Here is a 26,390-nt window from a genome sequence, read left to right as displayed (position 1 = left end):
CGGTCCCCGCTCACTCGGCGACCCCCTGCGTCGACCGCAGCAGCAGAGCCCTGCGGGCGGAGCCGACGTGATGGCGCATCGCGGCGACGGCCGCGTCGGGGTTGCGGGTGAGCACCGCCAGGAAGATGGCCTGGTGTTCCTCGAGCGACCCGGTCCGCGGATGGGGCGCGGTGAGGTCGCGGTACTGCCTCATGACGAGGGGGTAGAGCAGCGTGTCGTAGGCACGGGCCAGAGTCTGCTGGTGAGCGGCGCGCTTGATCTGCTGGTGGAAGGTCCGGTTGCCTTGGGAGTATCCCGCCTGGTCGCCGCTCGCCTGGCAGTCCGCCATGAATTGCAGCGTACGGCGCAGAGCCTCCACCTCCTCCTCGGTCGCGCGTTCGGCGGCTTTGCCGGCCAGGGCGGATTCGAGCGTTTCCCGCGCCTCCAGGATGTCCAGAGCCTCTTCGACCGTGAAGTTCCGTGTACGGACACCCCGGTTGACCTCGCTGGTGACGTACCCCTCCTGCGTCAACTGCACGAGTACGGCCCGCATGGTGCTGCGGGAGACACCGAACCTCTGGGTCAGGTCCGCTTCGGTGAGGCGGGTGCCCGGTGCGAAGGTTCCCGACTGAAGGAGTGAGCGCAGACCTTCATAGGCCTGACTGTGCCGCGTCGACGGGCTCTTGTCGGAGACGCCCGTGTCGTCGTGGTGCTTCGGGTTCACATGATCACCTGTGGCTCGGAAGGGATGTCTGCCGCCTGCCGAGCAGTATGGCTGGCGACCGCAGGGGCGTCCTCTCCCAGCCGGTGCGTCACACGAGCCGGGGCGGGGCAGAGGACTCCCGGGTGCGGAAGGCGATGCAGTCGGGGTAGGGCACGGCGACGGAAGCACCCGTGTCCGTGAGGTGCCCGGACGCCCGGTCGACCGCGAAGAGGTGCACGCTCCCGCTCGCCTCGTTGGCGACGAACAGCCACCGTCCGCCGGGGTGCAGGGCGAAGCTCCACGGTGTGACGCCGGCGCAGGGGACGCGCTGGACCTCGGTGAGCAGACCGGTCGCGGGGTCCGCGGAGAAGACGACCAGGGCGTTCTCGCCGCGGTTGGACGTGTACACATGCCGGCCGTCGCGGCTGATGGCCAGCTCGGCGGCGCTTGTCGCTCCCGTGTGGTCGGGGGCATTGGTCGGAAGGACCTGCCGAGCTGTCAACGTGCCCCCTGCCGCGTCCCACCCCAGCACCTGGATGTCCGCGGTGAGTTCGTTCAGCAGATAGAGCGTCCGGCCGTTCGGATGGAAGGCCAGCCGCCGCGGACCCGAGCCCGCCGCGGTCGCGTAGGAACCCGGCCCGTCGGGTGAGCCGGCCGACATGCGGTGCGTGGCCCGGTCGTAGTCGTAGACGAACACCCGGTCCGCGCCGAAGTCCGCGACCAACGCGTACCGGCCGCTCGGGTCGACGACCACGTGGTGAGGGTGCGGGCCCAGCTGGCGCGGAGAAGGGCCGGACCCGACGTCCTGGACGACCGAGGCCACACCCCGCAGGCGGCCGTCCGGGTCCACCGGGACGGTCGCCGCGGAGCCGGCCGCGAAGTCGGCGACCAGCAAGGTGTCCGCTTCCCCGGTCAAGCCGATGTACGACAGGCCGCCGCTGCCCGTCGGGACGGTCTCGGTCGCGACGTCGTCGAGTTGCCGCAGCGCTCCGGAGGCGTCGTCGATCCGGAACACGCGTATGTGCCCGCCCTGGTCACCGCCCGCGACGTAGAGGACCGGGCGTGTGGGGTGTGCGGCGACCCAGTTCGAGCTGACCTGGGCCACGGACCCCAGGGAGGTCAGGGTCCCGTGCTCGGGGTCGAACCTCACCGCGTGCACCTGCCCCTGTCCCCAGGTACCGATGTAGAGCAGGTCCTCCCGCAGACCGGACGCGGCCGTGGCCGGAGCGCCGGAGAGCAGGGGCGCCGCCGCTCCGAGCGACACCGTCATGGCTGCCAGCACGGTTCTCCGGGAGGGGCGTGCGGACGGGCTGCCGACCGGGTCGGTACGCGGGTGGGGCCGGGGGAGATCGTTCATCGAAGGACGCCCTTCTCATGAGCAGGGTGCCGGCGTTCCAGCCCTGTGGCCGTGCCGGCGACGGCCCGCCGGGCCGAGGAGCCCGGGGGCGTACGAGTCGAGGCGGGGAACACGCCGTTGAGGGTGCGCGTGATGGCCACGCCCACCAGGAAAACCGCACGTTGTCCGACAAGATGTGCCGGGAACATAGCCCGCGAGACTCGCCCAGGCAAGAAGTACGGCAGAAAAGCTCGAAGTGCCGGGGCGTGGCCGGTGCCTCCCATGGATGCATTGTCCGGCAATCAGCCATGCAGGCGTCCCGTATGTGCAAACTGCCGCCGACCTCCGACGCCGTGGCCCGGACGCCGTGGCCACCTCACCCGGCGGGATCGACGCCTCGCGGGGCGCATCGGCCGGCTGAGGCCGAGGGTGCGGCTTCGGGCCACCCGCAGCATGGGCTGTGCGGCGAGGTGCGAACACAGGTTGTCCAACAATGACGAGGTGAGGGAAGGTGCCGTTCGCTGGGGCGGGATGTTTTTCCGCAGCGTTCTTGTCCGTTGGAGTCGGTGGTGTTACGTTCCCATTACCGCTTGTCGGACAATCTCGGAGTCGCACGGTGTCGCCGAGGCTGTCTCACCGGAAGGTTCCAGCCGACCCCGGCCGCTCTTCGCAGGGCGTCAGTCACCCCGCCGTCAGCGATTCACGCACCGTCACACACCAACGCCACCACCGGCACGAGCGCACGGCCCCCACTTCGTCCCTTCGCGGTGAGGGAGCCGAGGAGACAGCTATGTCGACCAGTCAGCGCACCTTTCACTCGGAGGCACTCCGCCTCGACGACGTCACCCTGCGGTTCCCCGGCACTCATCAGCCGGCGATCGAAGGCGTGTCGTTCAAGGTCGATCGCGGCAAGGTCGTCGCCGTGATCGGGCCCAGCGGGTGCGGGAAGAGCACCATCCTCAACCTGGCCGCCGGACTGCTCACCCCCACCCAGGGCGAGGTCCACTACGCCGGCGAGCGCGTCACCGGCGTCAACTCCGACGCCGCGTACGTCACACAGCATTCGCACCTGCTGCCCTGGCTGAGCGTCAAGGCCAACATCGGCCTGGCGCTGAAGTTCCGCAAGGTCGCCAAGGACGAACGCGAAGAACGCGTCGCGCACTGGGTCGACCTCGTCGGGCTGGCCGGCTTCGAGAACCACTTCCCCCGGGAGCTGTCCGGCGGCATGCAGAAGCGCTGCGCGATCGCGCGTGCCCTGATCTACAACCCGTCCATCGTGTTGATGGACGAGCCGTTCGGGCCGCTCGACGCCATCACCCGGCTCGAACTCCAGCAGGAACTGCTCAACATCTGGCGGGAACAGAACGGGACCCTCATCTTCGTCACGCACGATCTCAACGAGGCCATCTACCTGGCCGACGAGGTGATCGTGATGTCGAAGGGCCCCGGCACGGTCCGCCGTATCATCCCCGTCCCCTTCGAACGCCCACGCCAGATCGGCTCGCTCGTCGAATCGCCCGAGTTCTCCGAGCTGTACAACGACCTCTGGGGTCTCTTCGCCGCCGAGCGGAAGTCCGCCGCGTAACGCGGCCGAGCCGCGCTCCGCCGCGCAGCGCAGCCGCCTGCCACGGAGACAACCGTCCTTCGCGCGGGCCCACCGGTCCGACACCCGCGGTCATCCGCCCACACCCCGAAGCCGCCATGCCGCCATGCCGTCATGCCTTCCTCCAGGTTCCCGTGACGTCATGCCCCCGCCGAGTAAGGTTCACGATTTTGATATCGATCAAGGAAGAGATCGCCGTACCGAGTCCTCCCGCACGCGTCTGGGAGGTCATCTCGGACCCCTCAGCCGTCGTTTCCTGCATCGGCGGCGCTGAGCTCGGAGCGTCGCACGACGACGGGTCCTTCGACGGGACCCTGGCCGTCAGATTCGGCGGTCTCCGGGTCAGGTTCGCCGCCCGGGTCGCCCTGGACCTGGACGAAACCACACGTGAGGGCCGTCTGACCGCGCGGGGCGCGGACGGGCAGGGCGCCACCCGCTTCGGCGCCGGCGCCACCTTCCGGGTCGCCGAGGGGCAGACCCCCGGCAGCTCACGGGTCTACTGCGACGGCGAGATCAAGCTCAACGGCAAGCTCGCCAAGCTGATCGAGTCGGGTGCGGGGATGGTGGTCTCCCGAATGACGAAGGAGTTCACCGACGAACTCGTCACGCTGTGCGCGGCGCCCTCCGAGCCCCTCACGGCAGCAGCCTCCGAGCCCCTCACGCCGGCAGCCACCGGGCCGCTCCCCCCGGCGTCCACCGAGGCGCTCCCCTCGGCCTCCACCGCGTCGCGCCCCGCGGCGCCCGCCGGTGCGCGCACGGCCGCGTCCCGCCCGGCCGGTCTGCTCGCCCGCCTGCGCGCCTGGTGGGCAGGGCGGCGCGCCAGGCGCCAAGGAGGGGAGCCGCAGACGGCGGCCCGCCCGGTGAACACGTCCGGTGACGCTCTCGGCCGAGGAGGTCGGCGATGACAACGACCAGGTTCAACAAGGTGATCGGCGCTCTGGACGCGGGACAGCACGTCTTCGCGACCTTCTCGGCGGCCGACCCGGCGTCCGCGACCGAGCTGAGCACCTCGGACTACGACGCGGTGGTGTTCGAGATGGAGCACAAGCCCTGGGACATCAACGCCCTGAAGGACAGCTTCCAGTATCTGCTGAGCCGACGTCAGATCTTCGAGGCGGACAGCCTCGCGCCGGCCGTCACCCCGCTCGTGCGCATCCCCGCCAACGGCGCGGAGAAGGCGCAGTGGCACGCCAAGCAGGCCTTGGACCTGGGCGCGTTCGGCATCATCTGGCCGCACATCGCCACGGTGGAGGAGGCCCGCAACGCCGTCGCCGCCTGCCGCTACCCCCGACTGCCCGACGCCCCGCTCCACGAACCCGCCGGTCTGCGCGGGGACGGCCCGCACGCGGCGACGCGCTACTGGGGCATCTCCAACATCGAGTACTACTCCAGGGCCGACGTGTGGCCGCTCGCCCCGGACGGGGAGATCCTCGTCGGCCTCATGATCGAGGACCAGCTCGGCATCGAGAACCTGCCGGACATCCTCGACCAGGTGCCGGGGATCGGGCTGATCCTCGTCGGCGAGGGCGACATGAGCCAGGAACTGGGAGTTCCCCGCCAGTACGAGCACCCGCGCGTCCTGGAGTGCAAGCGCCGGATCCTCGACATCTGCGGAGAGCGCGGGGTCGCCGTGGGCCACCCCCATGTCACGGCCGGCAACGTCAAGCAGGTGCTCGACGACGGATACCGGTTCCTGATGTCGGCGCCGGTGCGCACCTACCCCGGCCTGGACAGGGCCCGCGAGCTGACCGGCCGCGACTGACGACGGCGCCCGGCCGACCCGGGCGCACCCCACGCCACCACCGCTACGCACGTCTCGGAGCACTTCATGATCATCGACTGCCATGGTCACTTCACTACGGCGCCCCCCGCGCTGGGCGAGTGGCGACAGAGGCAGATCCAGGCGTTCGAGGAGTCGGGCGCCCGCGTCTCGCCCGACGAACTGCACATCACCGACGACGAGATCCGCGCCGCCATCGAGAACGGGCAGCTGAAGCTCCAGATCGAGCGGGGCACCGACCTGACGGTCTTCTCGCCGGGCGCGGGCAAGATGGCCCACCACTACGGTGACGAGCGCACCAGCCTCGACTGGTCGCGCGTCAGCAACGACCTGATCTCCCGGGTGTGCGGGCTCTTCCCCGAGCGGTTCGCGGGCGTGTGCCAGCTCCCGCAGTCGCCGGGCGACGCCCTCGCCGCCTCCGTACGCAACTCCGTGGCCGAACTGGAGCGCTGTGTCGAGGAGCTGGGCTTCGTCGGCTGTCTGCTGAACCCGGACCCCTCGGACGGGTACTACCAGGCGCCGCCGCTGACCGACCGGGTGTACTACCCGCTGTACGAGAAGATGGTCGAGCTCGACGTCCCCGCGATGGTCCATGTCGCGATGTCGCGGAACCCCGCGTTGCAGGGGACCTGCGCCCACTACCTCGCCGGTGACACCGCGGCGTTCATGCAGCTGTGCGAGTCCGACCTGTTCGAGGACTTCCCGACGCTGAGGCTGATCCTGCCGCACGGCGGCGGCGCCGTCCCGTACCACTGGGGCCGCTACCGCGGCATGATGCAGGACCGCGGCCGGCCGCCGCTGGAGGAGTCGATCCTGCGCAACGTGTACTTCGACACCTGCGTGTACCACAAGCGCGGCATGGAACTGCTGCTGGACGTCATCCCGGCCCGCAACGTGCTGTTCGCCTCGGAGATGATCGGCGCCGTCCGCAGCGTGGACCCGGAGACCGGGCGTCGGTTCGACGACACCAAATACACCCTCGACTCCATCGACAGCCTGAGCGACACCGACCGGCAGGCGGTCTACGGAGGCAACGCGCTGCGGGTCTTCGCACGGCTCGACGGCGTCCTGAAGGCGCGGACGACGGCCGCCGCGAACGTGACGGCCGCCGCGAACGTGAAGGAGTCCACGAAGTGAAGGTCTACGAAGCACTCGCCGAGGCGTTCGTCAAGGAAGGCACCACCGATGTCTTCGGCATGATGGGCGACGCCAACATGCACTGGATGGCCGCGCTCGCCGACCGCGGCGTGCGGCTGTACGAGGTGCGGCACGAGGGCTCCGGCCTCGGCATGGCGGACGGCTGGGCCCGCGGCGCCGGACAGCCCGGCGTGGTCACCACGACCAGCGGTCCCGGCGTCTCCCAGCTGGCCACCTCGATGATCGTGGCGAGCCGGGCGGGCACCCCCCTGGTCGCCTTCTGCGGTGAGACCCCCCTCGGTGACGAGGGCGCCACCCAGTACCTCGACCAGCGGCGCTTCGCCGCCGCGATCGAGTGCGAGTTCCTCCACGTGACCCGTCCCGAGAACGCCCAGGAGACCGTGCGCCAGGCGTTCTACCTGGCCCGCACCGAGTCCAAGCCGGTCATGATCAGCGCGCCCTTCGACGTGCAGGTCGCCGAACTCGACGACTACGACGAGGACTACGTGCCGTCCACGGCCCTGATCCGGACGCCGCGGCTGCTGCCGGACCCGGCCGGCATCGAGGCCGCCTGCGCCCTCGTCCAGAACGCCAAGCGCGTGGTCGTCATCGCGGGGCGGGGCGCGCGCAAGGCGGACGCGGGCGAGCAGATCCTCGCCCTCCAGGAGCAGACCGGCGCGCTGCTGGCCACCACCCTCCAGGCGAAGAACTGGCTGTGCGACCGCACCGACTTCCACGTCGGCCTGTCGGGTCTGTTCGGCGACAAGGTGTCGATGGAGCTGCTCCAGGAGGCCGACTGCGTCATCGCGGTGGGCGCCAGCCTGAACCACTACACCATCGAGAGCGGCTACCTCTACCCCGAGGCCAAGTACATCCAGATCGACACCGCCCCGCACCTGGTGATGGGGAACGGCAGGACCGCGGACTGCTACCTCCAGGCCGACGCGGTCACCGCCCTCACCGAGCTGACCCGGGCCCTGCGGGAGCGGTCCGTCCGGCTGGAGGGCTTCCACACCGACGCCGTCCGACAGCACCTGACCGCCCGGCTCCAGCCGCCGGCCGAGTACGTCCGCGAGCCCGGACGCCTCGACCCGCGCGAGGCGATCTGGATCCTCGACCACGAACTGCCCGGCGAGATGGGACTGGTGCTGGGCAGCGGGCACCAGACCGACTTCGGCACCATGCTCTTCCAGCGCTCCCGTGACGTGCTCTCCAACTACGGCATGTTCGGCGCCATCGGCCAGGCCCCGCTGATCGCCCTCGGCCAGCTGATCGCGCAGGGCAACAGGCCCGGCTTCGTGGTCGAGGGCGACGCCAGCTTCATCATGCACCTGTCCGAGTTCGAGACGGCGTGCCGGTACGACGTCCCGCTGCTGGTCGTCGTGATGAACGACCAGGGCCTGGGCGCCGAGTACCACAAGGCGAAGGCGAAGGGCCTGGACCCGGAACTGGCGACCATCTCCACCCCCGAACTGGGCACGGTCGCCCAGGCGCTCGGCGGCGGCGGGGCCACGGTCCGCACCGCGCAGGAACTGCGCGACGCGCTGGCGGAGTACGTGCGCGCCCCCCGGCCGACCGTCATCGACGTCCGCATCACCCGTGAGGTGCTGAGCACCCCGTACCGGCGCATCCAGTACGGCGAGGACGTGTGAGCGGCATGAGCGACAGGCACCCGAGCGCACCGCTGACCGTCCTGCTGGGCGACTACCCGCACACCCGGCCGCTGAAGGACGGGACCGTTCCCGTGGACGGAGTGGACGTCCGCCACCTGGAGTCCTCCCCCCTGCCCCCCGCCTTCGCCCGCATGGTCCGTGAGCTGGCCTACGACGTCTGCGAGATGCCGATGGCCACCTACCTCCAGGCCCGCGACGCCGGCATCCCGCTGACGCTGCTGCCGGTGGTGCTGGTGGGAAGCACCCACCACCGTTCCCTGACCCGGCTCCCGGAAGATCCGGCGATCGGCCCCGGGGACCTCGCCGGCCGGCGCGTGGGGGTCCGCGCGTACGGCCAGACCACCGGTCTGTGGGTGCGCGGCTGGCTGCGCGAGGAGTACGGCGTCGAGTCCTCCGACATCACCTGGGTGACCACCGAGGACGTCCATGTCGCCCAGTACGCCAACCCCCCGTACGTGGAGCGGTCGGCGGCCGGGCGGGTCGGGGACCTGCTGCGCTCCCACGACGTCTGCGCGGCGGTGCTCGGTCCGAAGGCGATCGGCGGACAGGGCGCGGGACTGGTCCCGCTCGTGGCGGACGCGCGGGGCGCCGGGGAGGCGTGGATCGAGCGGCACGGGACGATCCCGGCCAACCACCTGGTGGTGGTGCGCGACGACGTCCTGCGCGACCGCCCCCATGCCGTGCACGCCGTGTACCGGGCCCTGAAGCGGGCGATCGCGGACACCGCGCACCTGCGGGACGACTCGCCGGCCGGACGCGCGGTCGCGGCCGGATGGAGCGCGTCGCTGACCGCCTGCCTGGAGACCGCCGGACGGTACGCCCTGGAACAGGACCTCATCGGCAAGCCGGTGGACGTCGCGGCGATCGAGCGGGAGACGGCCTTCCTCGACACCTGAGGAGGCGATCGGCGACGGTGCGCCGCCCGGCGGCGCACCCGTGAAGGAACATCGAGAGAGGAACAGCGGTGGGAGAGCCGGTAGGGCTGCGCAAGCGGGGCAACCCGCCCACGCGCAAGCCGGAGACATGGACACCCGACCTGCTCGACAAGGTCGCCTGGCGGGTGAAGGCGGCGAACGAGCCCTTCCGCGGAGTGGCCACGCCGGACGGCATCCGGCCGGGACTGTTCCCGCTGCGCGGCACCGGCGCGGACGTCCGCCCGGTGTACCGGGCGGCGGAGGACTACCTGGCGGGCCTGACGGAGAAGCAGCTCGCCGAGGGCCGGTTCCCGATGGACGACGTGAGCTGGCGCCACTGGAACAACGGCGCCCGGTACTTCCTGCGGCACGGCATGCTGCTCGAGGAGTTCGACGACGCGCAGCGCGAGCGGGCCCTGACCGTCATCCGCGAGAGCCTCAGCGCGGACGGGTACCGCCAGATGGTCGACCTGATGCGCCTCAACCTCACCATCGGTGAACTGAGCGGCAACACGGACGGCCTCAACGAGTGGCTGTACTGGTTCTCCCTCTACGGCGAGCCGGAGAACGGCGGCCCGTGGGGCTGGCAGCTCGACGGGCACCACGTCAACATCAACTGCGTGTTCGTCGGGGACCAGATGGTCCTCACCCCCACCTTCCTCGGCGCCGAGCCGGTGATCGCCGGATCCGGGAAGTACGCCGGGACCATGGCCTTCCGCGGTGAGGAGGCACTGGGCCACGAGCTGTTCACCCAGCTCGACGGCCGGCAGCGGGAACAGGCGGTCATCGCGGACACGATGCCGGCGGAACTGTTCGTCGGGGCCTTCCGGGACAACTTCGAGCTCGACCACCAGGGACTGCGGCTGAGCGAGATGGCGCCCGGTCAGAGGGACACGGCACTGCGCCTCCTAGGGCTCTACGTGAACCGGGCCGGCGACCACCACGCCCGGGTGCGCATGGAGGAGGTACGCGCCCACGAGGGCGACACCCGTTTCGCCTGGGTCGGTGACCCCGACGGCACCTTCTACTACCGCTTCCACAGCCCGGTGATCCTCGTCGAGTTCGAGCACATGCCCGGCGTGCTCTTCGACAACGACTACCACTCGCGCCGGCACATCCACACCGTCGTCCGTACCCCCAACGGCAACGACTTCGGCGTCGACCTGCTGCGTCAGCACCACGAACGCCACCACGGGACGCGCCCGGCGCACCCCGGCCGGCAGGCCTGAGACGCCGGTACCTACGCAAGAGGAGAGAGACATGAAGTTGGTGCTCGGCCGCGACGATCTCGCGGCGGCCGCCCTGGCGGCGACCCGCGAAGCGGGCGCGGACCCGGAGCGGGTCGGCATCAAGCCGGTGCACAAGGCCTCCCGCGGTTTCGTGAACGCGTCGGACGTGGATCTGTGCGAACTGGCCATCGTGACCGTCCTGCAAGCCGTCGCCCACGGCAAGCCGGTGCTGCTGCTGCCCGTCACCACCCTCGGACGCCACCAGCACCAGACCCTGGTGACCCTCGGCGGGCTGTCGGTCGCCGACGTGGAGGGACACAGCGTCGGAGTCCGCGCCTGGAGCCAGACCACCGGCGTGTGGGTGCGCGGCTTCCTCACCGAGCAGTACGGCATCGACCTGCGCAAGGCGCACTGGACGACCTACGAGGGCCACCACGTGGAGGGCGCCGAGGACCCGTCCTGGGTGCGGCGGGCGCCGGAGGGCACCAAGCTGCCGGCGGACTTCCTGGCCGGCAACGTGGACTTCGGGATCATGGGCAACGAACTGCCCGCCGACGACCGCATCCGCACCGCCGTCGACGACGCGCGGGCGGTCGCCGAACAGTGGTCGAAGGACCAGGGGTTCGTCCCGGTCAACCACGTCGTCGGGGTGTCCGAGGCGGCCGCCGCGGAGCACGGTCCCGCGATCCTCGCCGCGTACGACGCGATGCGGTCGCTGCTCACCGCCCAGGAGGAGGGCGGCCCGGTCGCCCCGCACCCCGTGGGCTTCGCAGCACTGCGCGGCGCGTTCACCAAGGCCGCCGCCTACGCGCTGGAGCAGGACGTGATCCCGCGGCCGGTGGACTACGACGAACTCGTCGAGCGGACCTGCACGGCACTCGGCGTGCCGCCGTCCCGGCTCGGCGGCTGACGACCGCGGCACGGACGGCCGGACCCCACGACACACACGTAAGAGGACAAGGCATGGACAAGCTCACAGTGGTTCTCGGAGACTACCCGCACGCGCGGCCGCTGCTGGACGGCGACGTCGCGATCGACGGGTACCCGGTGGAGCCGGTGCAGGTCGCACCGGTCATCGGCGCCTACCGGAGGATGATCCGGGACCTGGAGTTCGACGTCTGCGAACTGGCACCGGTCTCCTATCTGATGGCACGCCAGGCGGGCGTGGCGCTGACGGCGGTCCCGGTGTTCCTCAACCGGCGCTTCCACCACGGCGACGTGCAGTGCGCCGCCGGCTCCCGCATCCGTGTGCCGCGCGACCTGGAGGGACGCCGGGTCGGCGTGCGCGCCTACTCGGTCAGCACCGGCGTATGGGTGCGCGGCGTGCTGCGCGACGAGTACGGCGTCGACATCGACAAGATCACCTGGGTGGTCGACGACGACGACCACGTCGAGGGCCGTGTCCCCGCCAACGTCGAACGGGTCACCGACGGGCGCTCGTTGGGCGAGCTGCTGCGCGCCGGGGAGATCGACGCCGCGCTGACCGGCAACGCCGGGACCGGCCGGGCGGGCGCACCCCGGGCCGGCTGGACGGCGTCGGCCGAACCGGAGGCCGGTGGCGACGACGGCCCGTACCCGCTCTTCCCCGAGGCCGGCACGCTCGCCGTGGACCACTACCTGCGCACCGGCGTCTACCCGCTGCACTCGCTGATCGCGCTCCGCTCCGAGCTCGTGGAACGCGACCCCGCTCTGGCGACCGCGCTGTACGCGGCGTTCGCGGAGAGCAAGCGCCGCCACCTCTCCGCCCAGCCCGCGTGGTCCGCGGTGCCCCGACTGGCCCGCCAGGGGCAGCAGATCGGCGGCGACCCCGTCCCCTACGGCATCGCGGCCAACGAGCCCAGCCTCACGGCGATGGTGCGCTTCGCCAAGGACCAGGGGCTGCTCGACCCGGAGTTCCCCGCCGACCTGCCCTCGCTGTTCGCGCCGGGCGACTACCCGGACGCCTGAGCCGGCCCGCACAGCACCCACCGAAGACAAGGGAGCACCCCGACGTGGACATCGTCGACGCACACTGCCACATCATCTCCGATGACCTGACCCGCTACCCCAAGGCTCCGATCGGGGGCAAGCAGTCGGAGTGGGCCGCGACCCGGCCCGTCACCGCCGACGGCATGGTCAGCCGCATGGACGACGCCGGCATAGCCCAGGCCGTCCTGGTGCAGGCCACCACGAACTACGGCTACGACAACGCGTACGTGCTCGACAGCAGCCGGCACCGGCCGGAGCGGTTCGTCGCCGTCGGCACCGTCGACCCGCTGCGCCCGGACGCCGCCGCCTCGCTCAAGGCCGCGGTCGGCGAGGGCGGCCTGGCCGGGGTACGGCTGTTCACCAGCGGCAGCACCGTACCCACCCAGGGCGAGTGGTTCGTCGCCCCGGAGACGTTCCCCTTCTGGGAGCAGGCCGGGGAACTGGACCTGCCGGTCTGCCTCCAGATGCGCCTCGGCCCGGCCACCCGGCAACTGGTGGAGCTCCTGGAGCGGTTCCCGGGCGTCAAGGTGCTCCTGGACCACATCGGCTACCCCGACATCGCCGCCTCGCCCGCCCGCGCCGGCGCCGAGGTCGCGGAGCTCGGCGTGCACCCGGGCCTGCACCTCAAGCTCACCCACCGCAACCTGGAGCGGCTCCGGGACGCCGGGGACCGGGCGGGTGACTTCCTCGGGCCGGTCGTCGAGGCGTTCGGCGCGGGGCGGATCGCCTGGGGGTCGAACCTGCCGGCGGCCGAGCAGTCCCTGCCCGAACTTCGCGCCCTCGCCGAGGACGTCCTCGCCGGGCTGCCGGAACAGGACCGTCAGGAGATCTTCGCGGGCACGGCCCGGCGACTGTATCCCGGGCTCGTCCGCGCCTGACCCTCCGACCGCGGCCGTCCTGCCGTCGTCGAGGCCCGGCCACGCGCCGGACCCCTCCCGCCGGCAGCCGTCCTCTCCGACCAGACCTACAGGGTGATCACGGTGGATTCCAACGGTTTCGACGACCACGCGGGCCGGACGCTGCTGACCCGGCAGAGCCAGGCCTACGAAGGGCTGCGCTCGCTGCTGCTCTCGGGCAGCGTCGAACCGGGCACCCGGCTCACCGAGGCCGACCTGACCCGGATGTTCAGCGTCTCGCGCAGCACCATGCGGGCGGTCCTGGTCCGGCTGACCCAGGAGGGCTACGTCACCAGTGAGGTCAACCGGGGGGTGCGCACCCGCAGCTTCTCGGTCGAGGAGGCCGCGGACATCCTGGAGGCGCGCGAGACGCTGGAATCCGCCCTGGCGGGCAAGGCAGCCGAGCGGGCCACCGAGGACGAGATCCGCGAGCTGCGCGAGACGCTGGAGCTGATGGAGGACTGCAAGTCCCGCGGGGACGCGGCGGGTTACTCCCGAGGAAACCGGCGCTTCCACCAGCAGGTGAAGGAGGCCGCGCACCAGCAGACCCTGGCACGGGCCTACGACACCCTGCTGTACCCCCTGGTGATGCGCCAGTACCGCAACCTGTCCGCCCCGCACCCGCGCACCGGATCGCTGGAGGAGCACCAGGCCATCCTCCTGGCCATCATCACCCGCAACCCCCCGGCGGCCGTCGCCGCCATGTTCCACCACGTCGCCTCCGCCCGCCGGGCGCTGCTGCTGCGGGCGCACCAGGAGCGCACCGCCTCGGCCGCGGACGGCTGAGGAAGCCCGGCTCCTCGCGCTCCCGCGACGGCCTGCCGCGCCTCCGGCCACCTGGGACACCCTCCGGGATCCACCAGCCGGGCCCACCAGCCGGGCCGACCGACGAGTCGTCCCGCACCCACCAGGAAGAGAGACCATGCACCAGCCAGTGAAGACCGAAGCGGGACTGGTCGGTGGCATACCGGGGCGGGACCGGTCGATCACCGTCTTCCGCGGCATCCCCTACGCGGCACCCCCGGTCGGCGACCTCCGCTGGCGGCCGCCCCGGCCCCCGGTGCCCTGGTCCGGGGTGCACGAGGCCGTCAGATTCGGCCCCATGTGCCCGCAGGTACCGGGGTCCGGGCCGGACGGCGACGGCCTGCCGATGAGCGAGGACTGCCTGCGCCTCAACGTCTGGACCGGGGCGAACCCCCCGGACGGGCAACTGCGCCCGGTGCTCGTGTGGATCCACGGCGGCGGCTTCCGGGTCGGTACGGGGGCCGACGCCCGGTACGACGGCGAGACCCTGGCCCGCAAGGGCGTCGTGGTGGTCACCTTCAACTACCGTCTGGGCGCCTTCGGCTTCCTGGCGACACCCGAACTCAGCGAGGAGTCCGGACACCGCGCCTCCGGCAACTACGGACTGCTCGACCAGATCGCGGTGCTGAAGTGGGTCCGGCGCAACATCGCGCACTTCGGCGGCGACCCCGGCCGGGTCACGATCGCCGGGCAGTCGGCCGGCGCCGGATCGGTGAACTTCCTGAGCATGTCACCGCTGGCCAAGGGCCTCTTCCACCGGGCCGTCGCGCAGAGCCACGCCCGCCACGCACGCGACCCCGACCTGCGGTATCTGGGCACCTCCTACCGGACCCTGGCCGACGCCGAGGCCGCCGGCGCCCGCTACGCGGCGGGGCGCGGGGCGCGGACCCTCGACCAGCTGAGGTCGCTGCCCTGGCAGCGGCTGGTGGAGGGGGACGCCTCCGCGGTCGACAGCGCCGTCGACACGGGCGGCCCCGCCAGACCCCCGTTGTTCCGTCCGGTCGTCGACGGCTGGGTGCTTCCGGGCGGCTACGAGGAGACGTATGCCGAGGGATCGCAGAACGACGTCTGGTACCTGGCGGGGAACAACCTCGACGAGGGCGGGGCGGTGCCCGCGAGCGCCTTCGCGGAGTACCGGTCGCTCGGGCGGAAGGCATGGCGGCCGGGCGCGCCGCCGGTGCACCTGACGTGGAAGGACTACGTCGACGCCTCCCGGCTCAAGTTCGGGGCGATGGCCGACGAGTTCCTCCGGCTCTACCCCGCGACCACGGACGACGAAGCGGCGCACGCCCATTGCGCCGCGGTGCGCGACAACGCCAGGATCTCCACCTGGCTGTGGGCGAAGGACTGGACCGCACACGCGGTCCGGCCGGTGTACACGTACTTCTGGACCTACGCCGCCCCGGCGGGACAGGGCGCCCGCCGCGCCTCGCACGGCTCCGAGATCGACTTCGTGTGGGGCAACCTCCAGCCCCGGCACGCCGAGTGGACCCACGAGGACCGCGCCGTCGCGGAGACGATGAGCGGCTACTGGGCCAACTTCGCGGCCACCGGTGACCCCAACGGCCCGGGCCTGCCGCACTGGCCCGCGTGGTCACCCGACACCCCGGCCGTCATGGAGGTCGGTGCGGGCTTCGGCCCGATCCCCCTGGCGGACCCGCCCCGGTTCGACTTCTGGAAACGCTTCTTCCTTGCTCAGCACGCTTGGTGACAGGAGACCGCTCATGACGCACGACGACCTGACCACTTCCGCGGCCCGCAGAGGGACCCGGCCGCGGCCCGGTGGGACCCGCCGGCATCTCGCCCTCGCCTCGGCCGCCCTGCTCGCCCCGGCGCTGCTCACCGCCTGCGGCGGCGGCTCCGGCACCACCACGACCTCGGACGGACTCGTCCAGGTCACGGTCGGTGGCGGAGGCAGCATCTTCGACACCCCGCTCCAGGTGGCCGACGCCAACGGTTACTTCCGCAAGCAGGGCCTGGAGGTGAAGTTCGTGACGCTGACCGCGGCCACCGGCCCCTCGGCGCTCCAGTCGGGGTCGGTGCAGTTCTTCGACAGCAGCCCCACCGGGTTCGTGTCCGCCCTCGCCAAGGGGCTCCCGCAGATCGCGGTCTCCGCCGACGGTCTGGGCAACCCGCTCGGTCTCGTGGTCAGCAAGAAGTTCGCCGACGCCCACGAGCTGACCGCGGAGTCTCCTGCCGAGCAGGTGGCCAAGGCGCTGGCGGGCTCCACCGGCGGCGCCAGCTCGGCCAACACCAAGGCCGAGGCCGGCATCTTCCTCGACAAGTACGGCGTCGATCCCGACAAGAAGGTGACGTGGGTGTCGCTGCCGAGCCCGGCCGCGGACAAGGCCGCCATCAACAGCGGCCAGATCGACTGGTTCGTCACCTCGGAGCCGATCCCGTTGCAGATCCAGAACGACGGGGACGGTGTCGTGGTCGCCGACCCGTTCAAGGTTCCGGAGTGGGCCGCCGCACAGGCCGGCTACGGACAGGTCGTGGTCACGCAGAAGAGCTACGCCGGCGCCCACCCCGACGTCGTGAAGAAGTTCGTCACGGCGGTCCAGCAGGCCACGGCCTACATGGACACGCACCTCGAGGACAGCAACGACCGGACGGTGCTGAAGGCCGCGCAGAAGTCGCTCAAGGGCGTGCCGGACAGCGTCGTGCAGGCCAGCCTCCAGCAGGTCGACTGGCCCGCGAGCGGCGCGATGGACGCCGCCGGCTGGAAGAAGACCATGGCGTTCCTCGACAGCCTGGGGACGCTGCCCGCGGGCGCCGAGGTCACCAGCGACGACTGGACGAACAAGTACCTGCCGTGAGACGGCCGGGCCTGCCACACCCGCGAACTGAAAGGAGCAGACGATGGCGACTGCTACCAGCAGTGCAGAAAGCAAGACCGAGGTGAAGGCGCCCCGGACGGCGAGCGCCGGGAACAGCGAGTGGCGGGGCACCGCCCTGGTGGTGGTCCTGCGCCTCGCGGTGATCGCCCTGACGCTCGTCCTCTGGCAGGTGATGAGCGGACCCGTCCTGCCGGAGTACGCCGTCAGCAAGCCGACCGACGTGTCGCACGCCCTGTGGACGCTGCTCGGCTCGTCGGCCGGATGGACCGACATCAAGACGACGGCCTTCGAGATCGTGGCCGGTTTCGGGATCGGTGTGGCGATCGGCACCGTGATGGGCCTGGTACTGGGCTCGGTGCCGCTCGCCGGCCGCGTGTTCGAGCCGCTGATCGCGGCCGTCAACGGCATCCCCAAGATCGCTCTCGCGCCGCTCTTCCTGCTGTTCTTCGGCATCGGCCCCATGTCGAAGATCACGATCGCGGCCGCGGGCGTGGCCTTCGTGGTCTTCTACAACGTCTACCTGGGCCTGCGGCTGCGGGAACGCGAACTCGTCGAGATCGTCCAGGTGATGGGCGGACGCCGGCACCATGTGCTCAGCTACGTGACGCTGCCCACGCTGGCCGCACCGTTCTTCGCGGCGCTCAAGACGGGCGGGCCGCTGGCGATCCTCGGCGTCATCGGCGGTGAGTTCATCGCCTCCACCGAGGGCATCGGCCACGAGCTCTTCACCGCGGCCACGAACCTCGACGCTCCGACCGAGTTCGCGGGCCTGATCATCCTGGTGGCGATGACGCTCATCCTCAACGGCATCCTCACCGGCCTGGACACGCTGGCCCTGAGGCGTCTCGGCCTGGGGGACCGGCGGTCGAGGGGCAAGAGCGGCTGAACCGGGTGACGGCGTCCCGCGGCCGTGCCGGACCCGGGGTCCAGCGGACTCCCGGTCCCGCGGCCGCCGGACGCGCCGTCGCAGCCCGAACCCCGTCCACCTCACCTCCTGGGCCGGACCACCCCGTCCGGCCCCCCGCCCGGTTCGAGACGAAGCCCCATGACGCACTCGCGGCCGACCGCCGCCCCTCCTTCCGCGCGCGCGGCGGCCGGCGGAACGACGCGTCCGCACCCGACGCACCGCCTCCCGCGCCTCACACCGCCACCGCCGTGGCCGGGACCGCCGCAGCCCTTCCCGGCACCGGTGACCGGCCCCGCTCCCGCAGTGGGGCGGGTGCGCCGATGACCGCCCGCCGTGGCGGGCCCTTCCTCGGGGGACGCCACGCGCCCCCGCACGAAGACACCCCCCGCCTCAGCGGCTTCGCGTCGCTCCGCATCAGGAACTACCGGCTGTACGCGCTCGGACAGACCACGTCCGTGGTCGGCAACTGGATGCAGAACATCGCCGTCGGCTGGCTGACCCTGCAACTGACGCACAGCGGGACGATGCTCGGCATCGTGACCGGCGCCCGGTACCTGCCCGTCCTGCTGCTCGGCGTCTGGGGCGGACTGGTGGTGGACCGCCATGACACCCGGACGCTGCTGACGGCCACTCAGGTCTGCTTCGCCGTCCAGGCCGCGGTGCTCACCGTCCTGAGCTGGGCGCGCCTGATGACCCTGCCGCTGCTCATCCTGCTCATGCTGACGGTCGGCCTCACCAACGTCTTCGACAACCCCGCCCGGCAGAGCCTGATCAGCGAACTCGTCGACCGCGAACACCTGGCCGACGCGATCGCCATCAACTCCACCTTCATCAACACCGCCAAACTCGTCGGACCGGGCCTCGCCGGCATGGTCATCGCCGCACTCGGGGTGACCCCCTGTTTCGCCCTGGACACCGTCTCGTTCCTGGCCGTCATCGCCAGCCTGCTCATGCTGCGGAGGGCGGACATGCATCCGGCGGAGCGCGAGGTCCGCGCCAAAGGCCAGATCCGCGCCGCCGTCGCCTACGTCCGGCACACACCCGAGCTGCTGTATCCCATGGCGATGGTGTACGTGACCGGCATCCTCACCTGGGAGTTCCCCGTCAGTCTGCCGCTGCTGACCACATCGGCCTTCCACGTCGGCCCCACCGGCTACGGTGCCGCGATGGCCGTGATGAGCGCCGGCGCGGTCCTGGGAGGCTTCGCCGCGGTACGCCGCCGCCGGCTCGGCGTCCGCTCCCTGTCGGTGTCGGCGGTCATCTGGGGAGCGCTGATCTGCGCCGCGGCCCTGGCGCCGACACTGGCGGTGGCGCTGGTCGCCCTGGTCTTCGTCGGCGCGGCCTCCATCACGTTCAACTCCTCGGCCAAGACACTGATGCAACTGGGAGCCGCACCGCAGATGCGTGGGCGGGTGCTGTCGCTCTGGTCGATCGGCTGGCTGGGCGGCACGGTCGTCGGCGCACCGGCCGTGGGAGCCGTCGGCGCGTCCTGGGGGGCGCGCGGCGCTCTCCTCGTCGGCGGCCTCGCCGCCACGGGCGTCGGCCTCGTCGTCCTGACGCTGACGACGTCCGGCCGATCCGCCCGCGGCCGTTGAACCGGGCGCTCAGCTGAGGACCATGCGCGGGTTCGACTCGCCGCGGCCCGTGGGCGAACGCCGGCTCCGTCGGGGTGAGCGGTCCGTGTCCGGCCACGCGTGCGCCCCGACGGCGAACCGTCAGTCCAGCCGTCCCGCGGTGACCGCGGGTCCTGTGCCGGTCCTCCTTCCGGTGCCCTCGCCGCGACGGCGGACGGTGATCATCCGGAGGACGGCGAGCAGGGCGGTGGCGGTGAGGACGACGAGCAGGTGGGACGTGTGCGTCCCGGCGCTGTCCGCGGCGCCCGCGACGGGGTTGGCCAGGCCGAGGCGGTCGAGCAGCCAGCCGAGGGCCAAGCCGGCGGTCAGCAGTGCGCAGGCGATGCGCACGGCGGAGTGCCTCGGCAGCCGGGTGAGGCACATCAGGCTCGGCAGGGCGAGCAGGACGAGGAGGAGTTGCATGCACTCGATGCCGAGGTTGAACCCCGTGAGGCTGAGGACCAGTTGCGTGGTGGAGAGGTCCATCTCGGCGAGGGTGAGCGAGAAGGCCAGGCCGTGCCCGAGGCCGAAGACACCCGCGACGACGGCTTCCCGCCCCGGGAAGAGCGGACGGACGGCGTGGACGGCGCCGACGAGGATGCTCAGGGCGATGAACGCCTCCACCGGCTGGGCCGGGACGTCGAGGCGGCCGACCGCGCTCACGGCGAGCGCGATCGAGTGCCCGCAGGTGAAGGCGAGGGTGGTGCGGGCGATGCGGATGACGGCGGTCCGGGTGTCCACGAGCCCGCGCCAGCGGTTCCGGGCCGCCGACAGGGGTGCGGGCAGCAGCAGGATGAGCAGGAACAGCAGGTGGTCGGTGCCTTCGAGGATGTGGTCGGCGCCGAGCCGGAACATGGCCCAGGTGCCGCGCCAGACGCTCGCGTCGTCGAGGTCGACGGTGAGCGGGGCCACGGTCATGGTCCGGGTGTCGGTGCTGATGACACCGACCTGGGTCGTGGTGTCCTGGCCCTCCTCACCGACCCGGCCGGCGGCCCAGTCCTGGCGGACGGAGACCAGGACGGTGTGGGTGACGACCTGGTGGACGACGGCGTCGTAGCCGAGGACGAAGCGGCGCGGGTCCCCGCCGGGCGGCGGTGTGAGAGTGGCCCGGACGGTCAGTTCGCGGTAGACACCGGTGGAGGTCTGCTCCGCCCGGCCGAGAGCCATGGACCCGACGGTCACGTCCCATGCCGTGCCCTCGCCGGTGGCGGGGTGCAGGTGTGCGGTCAGATAGCGGCGGACCTCGGCGGCGCGGGCCGAGAGCTGTCGCGCCGTGGTCGTGTCGTCCAGGGCGATACCGCTGGCCGTGGCGAAGTCGGCGACCGGGAGGGCGAGTTCGGCGGTCACCGAGGCCTCGTGCACGTCGAGGACCACGACCGAGTGCGGCATGGGATGCGCGGCGGACGGCGGCGCCGCGAAGAGCAGCGCCGCCAGGACCGCCACCACCATCCCGGCCACCCTGCGCGGCGCCGACCGCGGCGCCGGTGACATCGAGAGCGGCGGACGGTTCATCAGAAGGAGAACTCCCCGCCGTAGTCGCGGGTGTGGTCGCGGTACACGGTGTGGTAATGCACCTGGTTGCGGTAGATCACACCGTTCTGGCAGACGAACTCGATCCACACGCCCGGCCCGTCGATGCGCACGTAGTCGCCCTGGCTGCTCAGGCCGGCGTTGCCGGAGTACGCGATGTAGGTCTGGTCGAGTTCCGACTCGTAGGCGGCCAGCAGCTCGGACGAGGTCGAGTCGTCGACGACCTTGACCCACGGGGTGATGGCCGCGAGGACCAGCTGCTTCTGGGCGCTGCTGAGCCCGCTGACCGGGAGGCCCACCTTGGTCGTCGGGAACTGTCCGTCCTTGCCCGGGCCGAGCAGCACGTCACCGAAGGACTGCGAGAGCTTGGCCTGGGTGAGCTGGCTGCTGCTCAGGCTGCTCAGCAGGGCGAGCAGGCCGTTGCGCTGTCCGCTCAGCGGCGCGTACGTGGTGCCGTTCGAGGTCCAGCTGCTCGGCTCCACCCCGACGAAGTACGGGCTGGCACCGGTGACCTCGCCGCCCCCGTAGGTGAGGTTCACCGCGAGGTGGTGTCCGCCGAAGTGCAGCTGCCAGGTGCCGGTCTCGCTCGGGGTGCCGAGGAAGGCCAGGTAGTAGTTGCCGCTGCCGTAGCCGCTCGCGCTCTGGCCGAGGACGTCGTCGGCCGCCAGGACCTGCGAGATCTGGTCGTACCCGGTACCACTGGCGGTGCCCGCGGCCGCCTTCAGCACCGCCTTCGCGGCGGTCAGCTGCGCGGTGCTGAGCGAGCCGAGCTGGATGCCGACCCGGCAGGAGGAACCGCAGGGGAGGTTCGACCAGGCGGTGGCGTTCGCCTCCGTGAAGCCCAGGAGAACCTGTCCCTGCTGACTCGTGGACAGGGTGTCCACAAAGGCGTCGGCCGCGGTGACCACGTCCGAGACCGCCGCGGTGGACACGGCCGTGGCCGCCGACGCGCTGGCGGAGTCGCTCTGGCCGGTCGCCGCGTTCGCGTGGACGTAGCCCCCTCCGAAGAGGAGGGCCGCTCCCGCGGCGAGGGCGACGCCCGCCCGTGTCCAATTGCTGCGTAACCTGGGATTGTTGCTGTCTTCTGGCATCTACCCGGTCCCTTCGGGAGGAGGGCTCGCAGAACCCCGGACACCACTTCAGCACTGCGATTGTCATGCTCCGGACAATCTGGACGGTGGGGGAGTCCTGCTGCCGTTGCGTGGACGGGCTGAAGTCGACCGTTTGTCGCTGTGAACGACATTGATGCGGGATCTGATTCTCCTGTGAATCGCCGATTCACCTGTGAGCCTCAGGGCGTCGGCGCGGGCAGGCGGCGCAGGGGGCGCATGGGGCGCCGGCGGCGGGGCCGTGGCCGTCAGGCCTCGTGGCGGGCGTCGATCGCGGCGATGAGGGCTTCGACGCGGGTCCTGATCTCGTCGCGGATCGGGCGGACGGCTTCGACACCCTTGCCGGCGGGGTCTTCCAGAGCCCAGTCGAGGTACTCCTTGCCGGGGAAGACGGGGCAGGCGTCGCCGCAGCCCATGGTGATGACGTAGTCGGACGCCCGGACGGCCTCGGTGGTGAGGACCTTCGGAGTGGCGGCGGAGATGTCGACGCCGGCTTCCCTCATGGCCTCGACGGCGGCGGCGTTGACCCGGTCGCCCGGCATCGATCCGGCGGAACGGACCTCGATCCGGTCGCCGGCCAGGTGGTCGAGGAATCCGGCGGCCATCTGTGAGCGGCCGGCGTTGTGGACGCAGACGAACAGCACGGAGGCGAGCGGGGCGGACATCGGTTCCTCCTTCGCGGGGCGGGCGGCGGGTGGGTCGGCCCAGGCTGGTATCAGCGCCCGATGATGTGACAGTATCAGTCCATGCTGACGTCAGTCGACACTGAACTGATCCGGGTGCTGGCCGACCCGCTCAGGCTCCGGATCGTGACCCTGCTGGCCCGCGAGACCCTGTGCACCACGCACCTGGTGGAGGAGACGGGCGCCAGACAGACGAACCTGTCCAACCATCTGAAGGTGCTGCGCGAGGCCGGGGTGGTGGACACCGAGCCGTGCGGCCGGTTCACCTACTACCGGCTCAAGCCCGAGGTCGTCGAGGGCCTGGCCGCCCGGTTCGCCGACCTCGCCGCCACCGCCCGCGCCACCGCCGGCGCCAAGCGGGCCTGTCCGTGACCCCCGCCCGGCCCGCCGCACGGACCGGGGACGTCCCGGTCGCCGCCGGGCTCTCGACCCCGGACCGCTACCTGGCCGTGTGGATCCTTGCCGCGATGGCCGTCGGCCTGGGGCTGGGCCGGCTGGTCCCCGGCCTGGACGACGTGCTCGCCGAGGTCGAGATCGGCGGGATCTCCCTGCCCATCGCCCTCGGACTGCTGGTCATGATGTACCCGGTTCTGGCGAAGGTGCGCTACGACCGCCTGGACGCGGTCACCGGCGACAAGAAGCTGATGGTGTCGTCGCTGGTCGTCAACTGGGTCGTCGGACCGGCGGTGATGTTCGCGCTCGCCTGGATCTTCCTGCCGGACCTGCCCGAGTACCGCACCGGCCTGATCGTCGTCGGCCTGGCCCGCTGCATCGCCATGGTGATCATCTGGAACGACCTCGCCTGCGGCGACCGGGAGGCCGCCGCCGTCCTCGTCGCGCTCAACTCCGTCTTCCAGGTCATCGCGTTCGGCCTGCTGGGCTGGTTCTACCTCGACCTGCTGCCCGGCCGGCTCGGCCTCGGCGACGGCGAGCACCTGGACGTCTCCCCGGGGAGGATCGCGCTGAACGTGGTCGTCTTCCTGGGCGTTCCGCTGGTCGCCGGGTTCCTCACCCGCCGCATCGGGGAGAGGCGGCTCGGCCGCGAGTCCTACGAGCGGCGGTTCCTGCCGAAGGCCGGACCGTGGGCCCTGTACGGGCTGCTGTTCACGATCGTCGTCCTCTTCGCCCTGCAAGGGGGGACGATCACCTCGCGCCCGCTGGACGTCGTCCGCATCGCCCTGCCGCTGCTGGTCTACTTCGCGGTGATGTGGTTCGGCGTGTTCGCCCTGGGCAAGGCCATCGGCCTCACCTACGACCGCACCGCGACCCTCGCGTTCACCGCGGCGGGCAACAACTTCGAGCTGGCCATCGCGGTCGCCATCGGCACCTTCGGCGTCACCAGCGGCCAGGCGCTCTCCGGCGTCGTCGGCCCGCTCATCGAGGTCCCCGTCCTGGTGGCGCTGGTGTACGTCTCCCTGGCCTGGCGCCGGAAGTTCGCCGATCGGAGCCAGGCCCCGGTCGGGTGAGCGGGCCGCGCGGCTGTCACCTCCGCGGGGGTGCGGCTGCCGCGCGGACGGGCCGGCGGCACGATCACCGCACTCGACGCGCCCGTCGGCCTCCCCCGCCCCCGGTCGCCGGTCACGCCGCCGTCGCCGGCGGCGCCAGCAGCCGGCCCATCGCCGCGAGGACGGACGGCTCGACCCGGTAGTACACCCATGTGCCGCGCCGCTCCGAGGTGAGCAGTCCGGCGTCCTTGAGCTTCTTCAGGTGGTGGGAGACGGTCGGCTGGGAGACGCCGACGTCGGAGATGTCGCACACGCACGCCTCGCCGCCCTCGTGGGAGGCCACCGCGGAGAACAGCCGCAGCCGGACCGGATCGCCGAGCGCCTTGAACATACGGGCGGCCGTCGCGGCCTCCTCGGCGGTCATGGGGCGCTCGGTCAGCGGCGGGCAGCACGGCGTCACGTCGCGGTCGCCGGATTCGGGCAGCGGCAGCGCCTTCGTCATCGACATGCGTCTATGTTGACACGCGTCGAAGCAGGGCGGGGAGGGGCGGCCGCGCGCCGGGCGGGCGGTCGGAGGGCCTGGCGGTCGGAGGGCCTGGCGGCCGAAGCGCCTCTCATTTCGACGAATGTCTATGTTGACGCTTGTCGATGCCGGTGCCATCCTGGATCACGGCAAGGCATCGACAAACGTCGAAACAGGCAAGGAGTCGCCGTGACCCCGCCCACCACCGAACTGCCCGTCATCGTGATCGGGGCCGGTCCGATCGGCCTGGCCGCCGCCGCACACCTGGTCGACCGCGGCATCGAACCCCTGGTCCTGGAAGCCGGTGCGGCGGCCGGCGCGGGGGTGCGCGAGTGGTCCCACGTGCGGCTGTTCTCCCCCTGGGGCGAGGTCGTCGACCCCGTCGCCGAGAAACTCCTCGCGTCGACCGGCTGGGTGCGGCCCGACACGGCGACCTGCCCGTCCGGCGGCGACTGGGCCGACCTCTACCTGGCCCCGCTCGCCGCCGCCCTCGGCGAGCGCGTCCGCACCGGTGCCCGGGTGACCGGCGTCTCCCGGGCCGGACGGGACCGCGTCGTCGACGCCGACCGCGAAGCGCAGCCCTTCGTCGTCCACGTCCGGCACGCCGACGGCGGCGAGGAGCGCCTGTCCGCCCGCGCGGTGATCGACGCCTCGGGCACCTGGACCACGCCCGGCCCGGCCGGCGGCAGCGGCCTGCCCGCCCTCGGCGAGGCGGCGGCCTCCGACCGGATCACCTACCGCGTCCCGGACCTGGCCGACCCGGCCGTCCGCGCCCGGTACGCCGGACGGCGCACCGCCGTGATCGGCTCGGGCGCCTCCGCGTTCACCGCGCTGGCCTCCCTCGCCGACCTCGCGAAGTCCGACGACGGCGCGGGCACGCACGCCGTGTGGGTCCTGCGCCGGGGCATCTCCGGCACCACCTTCGGGGGCGGGGAAGCCGACCGGCTGCCCGCGCGCGGCGCCCTCGGCCTGGCGGCGAAGGCCGCCGTGGACGACGGCCACGCCGACGCCGTCACGGGTTTCCGCACCGAGGCGTTCGAGCGGGACGCCGACGGCCGCCTGATCCTGGTCGCCGAGGACGGCCGCCGCTCGGAGCCGGTGGACGAGGTGATCGTGCTGACGGGCTTCCGCCCCGACCTGTCCTTCCTCGCCGAACTCCGCCTCGGACTGGACGAGCGCCTCCAGGCCCCCGTCGCCCTCGCCCCGCTGATCGACCCCAACCAGCACTCCTGCGGCACCGTCCGCCCCCACGGCCACCGCGAACTCGCCCACCCCGAGAACGGCGTCCACCTGGTCGGCATGAAGTCCTACGGCCGCGCCCCCACCTTCCTGGCCATGACCGGCTACGAACAGGTCCGCTCCGTCGTCGCCGCCGTCGCCGGCGACCTGGACGCGGCCGACCGCGTCGAACTGACCCTGCCCGAAACCGGCGTGTGCGGCGGCTCCGGACTGTTCGACGACCCCGGCACCCCCGCCGGCGGCCGGGCAGCCGGATGCTGCGCCGCCCCCGCCGCCGTGCGGATCGGCGTCGGAGCCCCGGCCGCCCCCGGCGGCTGCTGACCCCGCTCCCCGGCAGGGAGGACCACCATGTCCCGCGCCCGGCGGCGTACGGCGTCAAGGCCGGCGCCGGCCCCCTGGCCGAACGGCCCGGCGGAACCCGCTGCACCGGCCCCGGCCCGGGCACCGGCTCGCAGCCGGGCTGTTCGCCGGCGGTGGGG

24 protein-coding genes are annotated in these 26,390 nt (G+C 71.8%); 18 read left to right on the top strand and 6 right to left on the bottom strand.

Features of this window, described 5'->3' with window-relative positions; genetic code table 11:
- Positions 1-10: 10 nt before the first annotated feature.
- Positions 11-703 (bottom strand): GntR family transcriptional regulator, encoded by a 693-nt coding sequence (locus ACZ3KJ_RS19845; protein ID WP_389516934.1) that lies wholly within the window; start codon positions 701-703, stop codon positions 11-13.
- An 88-nt stretch (positions 704-791) separates the two neighbouring features.
- Positions 792-2,039: a lactonase family protein gene (locus ACZ3KJ_RS19840; RefSeq protein ID WP_467528564.1), complete on the bottom strand. Its 1,248-nt coding sequence runs from the start codon at positions 2,037-2,039 to the stop codon at positions 792-794.
- A gap of 769 nt (positions 2,040-2,808) precedes the next feature.
- Here ACZ3KJ_RS19840 and ACZ3KJ_RS19835 point away from each other — a divergent pair.
- The 15 genes from ACZ3KJ_RS19835 (at position 2,809) to ACZ3KJ_RS19765 (ending at position 19,364) form a co-directional block, all read left to right on the top strand.
- Positions 2,809-3,603 carry an ABC transporter ATP-binding protein gene (locus ACZ3KJ_RS19835; RefSeq protein ID WP_467528562.1) on the top strand — a complete coding sequence of 265 codons (795 nt, stop codon included), beginning with the start codon at positions 2,809-2,811 and terminating at the stop codon, positions 3,601-3,603.
- 188 nt (positions 3,604-3,791) lie between these two features.
- A complete protein-coding gene (locus tag ACZ3KJ_RS19830) occupies positions 3,792-4,526 on the top strand; it encodes an SRPBCC domain-containing protein (protein ID WP_467528560.1) in 735 nt (244 codons plus the stop codon).
- Positions 4,523-5,383, top strand: coding sequence for an HpcH/HpaI aldolase family protein (locus ACZ3KJ_RS19825; RefSeq protein WP_467528559.1), 861 nt, complete (start codon positions 4,523-4,525; stop codon positions 5,381-5,383). The genes ACZ3KJ_RS19830 and ACZ3KJ_RS19825 overlap by 4 nt, the downstream gene beginning before the upstream one ends.
- 66 nt (positions 5,384-5,449) lie before the next feature.
- A complete protein-coding gene (locus tag ACZ3KJ_RS19820) occupies positions 5,450-6,538 on the top strand; it encodes an amidohydrolase family protein (RefSeq protein ID WP_467528558.1) in 1,089 nt (362 codons plus the stop codon).
- A complete protein-coding gene (locus ACZ3KJ_RS19815; protein ID WP_467528556.1) occupies positions 6,535-8,190 on the top strand; it encodes a thiamine pyrophosphate-binding protein in 1,656 nt (551 codons plus the stop codon). Before ACZ3KJ_RS19820 ends, ACZ3KJ_RS19815 begins: the two co-directional genes overlap by 4 nt.
- Positions 8,191-8,195: 5 nt before the next feature.
- On the top strand, positions 8,196-9,107 hold the full coding sequence (locus ACZ3KJ_RS19810) for a substrate-binding domain-containing protein (RefSeq protein ID WP_467528554.1): 912 nt from the start codon (positions 8,196-8,198) through the stop codon (positions 9,105-9,107).
- Between the two features lie 68 nt (positions 9,108-9,175).
- A complete protein-coding gene (locus tag ACZ3KJ_RS19805; protein WP_467528552.1) occupies positions 9,176-10,354 on the top strand; it encodes a DUF3500 domain-containing protein in 1,179 nt (392 codons plus the stop codon).
- A gap of 31 nt (positions 10,355-10,385) precedes the next feature.
- Complete coding sequence (locus ACZ3KJ_RS19800; protein ID WP_467528550.1) at positions 10,386-11,264, top strand: substrate-binding domain-containing protein; 879 nt, start codon at positions 10,386-10,388, stop codon at positions 11,262-11,264.
- A gap of 53 nt (positions 11,265-11,317) precedes the next feature.
- Entirely contained in the window at positions 11,318-12,301 is a 984-nt protein-coding gene (locus tag ACZ3KJ_RS19795) for a substrate-binding domain-containing protein (protein WP_467528548.1), read from the top strand.
- Between the two features lie 44 nt (positions 12,302-12,345).
- The gene (locus tag ACZ3KJ_RS19790) at positions 12,346-13,200 is read left to right on the top strand and encodes an amidohydrolase family protein (protein WP_467528546.1); all 855 of its coding nucleotides are present in this window, start codon (positions 12,346-12,348) and stop codon (positions 13,198-13,200) included.
- A gap of 102 nt (positions 13,201-13,302) precedes the next feature.
- The gene (locus ACZ3KJ_RS19785; RefSeq protein ID WP_467528544.1) at positions 13,303-14,004 is read left to right on the top strand and encodes a GntR family transcriptional regulator; all 702 of its coding nucleotides are present in this window, start codon (positions 13,303-13,305) and stop codon (positions 14,002-14,004) included.
- Between the two features lie 136 nt (positions 14,005-14,140).
- Positions 14,141-15,733 (top strand): carboxylesterase/lipase family protein, encoded by a 1,593-nt coding sequence (locus ACZ3KJ_RS19780; protein WP_467528542.1) that lies wholly within the window; start codon positions 14,141-14,143, stop codon positions 15,731-15,733.
- 13 nt (positions 15,734-15,746) lie between these two features.
- Positions 15,747-16,841 (top strand): ABC transporter substrate-binding protein, encoded by a 1,095-nt coding sequence (locus tag ACZ3KJ_RS19775; protein ID WP_467528540.1) that lies wholly within the window; start codon positions 15,747-15,749, stop codon positions 16,839-16,841.
- Positions 16,842-16,884: 43 nt separating this feature from the next.
- Positions 16,885-17,748, top strand: a complete 864-nt coding sequence (locus ACZ3KJ_RS19770; protein WP_467528538.1) for an ABC transporter permease — start codon at positions 16,885-16,887, stop codon at positions 17,746-17,748.
- Positions 17,749-18,089: 341 nt separating this feature from the next.
- A complete protein-coding gene (locus ACZ3KJ_RS19765) occupies positions 18,090-19,364 on the top strand; it encodes an MFS transporter (RefSeq protein WP_467528536.1) in 1,275 nt (424 codons plus the stop codon).
- A 120-nt stretch (positions 19,365-19,484) separates the two neighbouring features.
- Here ACZ3KJ_RS19765 and ACZ3KJ_RS19760 read toward each other — a convergent pair whose 3' ends face one another.
- From ACZ3KJ_RS19760 to ACZ3KJ_RS19750, 3 genes are all read right to left on the bottom strand, one after another.
- Entirely contained in the window at positions 19,485-20,894 is a 1,410-nt protein-coding gene (locus ACZ3KJ_RS19760) for a HupE/UreJ family protein (protein ID WP_467528534.1), read from the bottom strand.
- Positions 20,894-22,003 carry a DUF3500 domain-containing protein gene (locus tag ACZ3KJ_RS19755; protein ID WP_467528532.1) on the bottom strand — a complete coding sequence of 370 codons (1,110 nt, stop codon included), beginning with the start codon at positions 22,001-22,003 and terminating at the stop codon, positions 20,894-20,896. The genes ACZ3KJ_RS19760 and ACZ3KJ_RS19755 overlap by 1 nt, the downstream gene beginning before the upstream one ends.
- A 266-nt stretch (positions 22,004-22,269) precedes the next feature.
- Positions 22,270-22,686, bottom strand: coding sequence for an arsenate reductase ArsC (locus ACZ3KJ_RS19750; protein WP_467528530.1), 417 nt, complete (start codon positions 22,684-22,686; stop codon positions 22,270-22,272).
- An 81-nt stretch (positions 22,687-22,767) separates the two neighbouring features.
- Here ACZ3KJ_RS19750 and ACZ3KJ_RS19745 point away from each other — a divergent pair, with 81 nt between their 5' ends.
- Together ACZ3KJ_RS19745 and arsB are read left to right on the top strand one after the other, a co-directional pair.
- Positions 22,768-23,076, top strand: a complete 309-nt coding sequence (locus tag ACZ3KJ_RS19745; protein ID WP_467528528.1) for an ArsR/SmtB family transcription factor — start codon at positions 22,768-22,770, stop codon at positions 23,074-23,076.
- Complete coding sequence (gene arsB, locus ACZ3KJ_RS19740; RefSeq protein WP_467528526.1) at positions 23,073-24,170, top strand: ACR3 family arsenite efflux transporter; 1,098 nt, start codon at positions 23,073-23,075, stop codon at positions 24,168-24,170. The genes ACZ3KJ_RS19745 and arsB overlap by 4 nt, the downstream gene beginning before the upstream one ends.
- A gap of 112 nt (positions 24,171-24,282) precedes the next feature.
- Here the strand turns inward: arsB and ACZ3KJ_RS19735 are convergent, their stop codons facing one another.
- Positions 24,283-24,657, bottom strand: a complete 375-nt coding sequence (locus ACZ3KJ_RS19735; RefSeq protein ID WP_467528524.1) for an ArsR/SmtB family transcription factor — start codon at positions 24,655-24,657, stop codon at positions 24,283-24,285.
- 204 nt (positions 24,658-24,861) lie between these two features.
- On the opposite strand from ACZ3KJ_RS19735, the gene ACZ3KJ_RS19730 reads away from it, so the two are divergent.
- Positions 24,862-26,232, top strand: coding sequence for an NAD(P)-binding domain-containing protein (locus ACZ3KJ_RS19730; protein ID WP_467528522.1), 1,371 nt, complete (start codon positions 24,862-24,864; stop codon positions 26,230-26,232).
- Positions 26,233-26,390 lie beyond the last annotated feature (158 nt).

The sequence above is a fragment of the Streptomyces sp. NPDC003248 genome (assembly GCF_055563235.1).
This window is presented reverse-complemented; position numbering and strand designations above follow the sequence as displayed.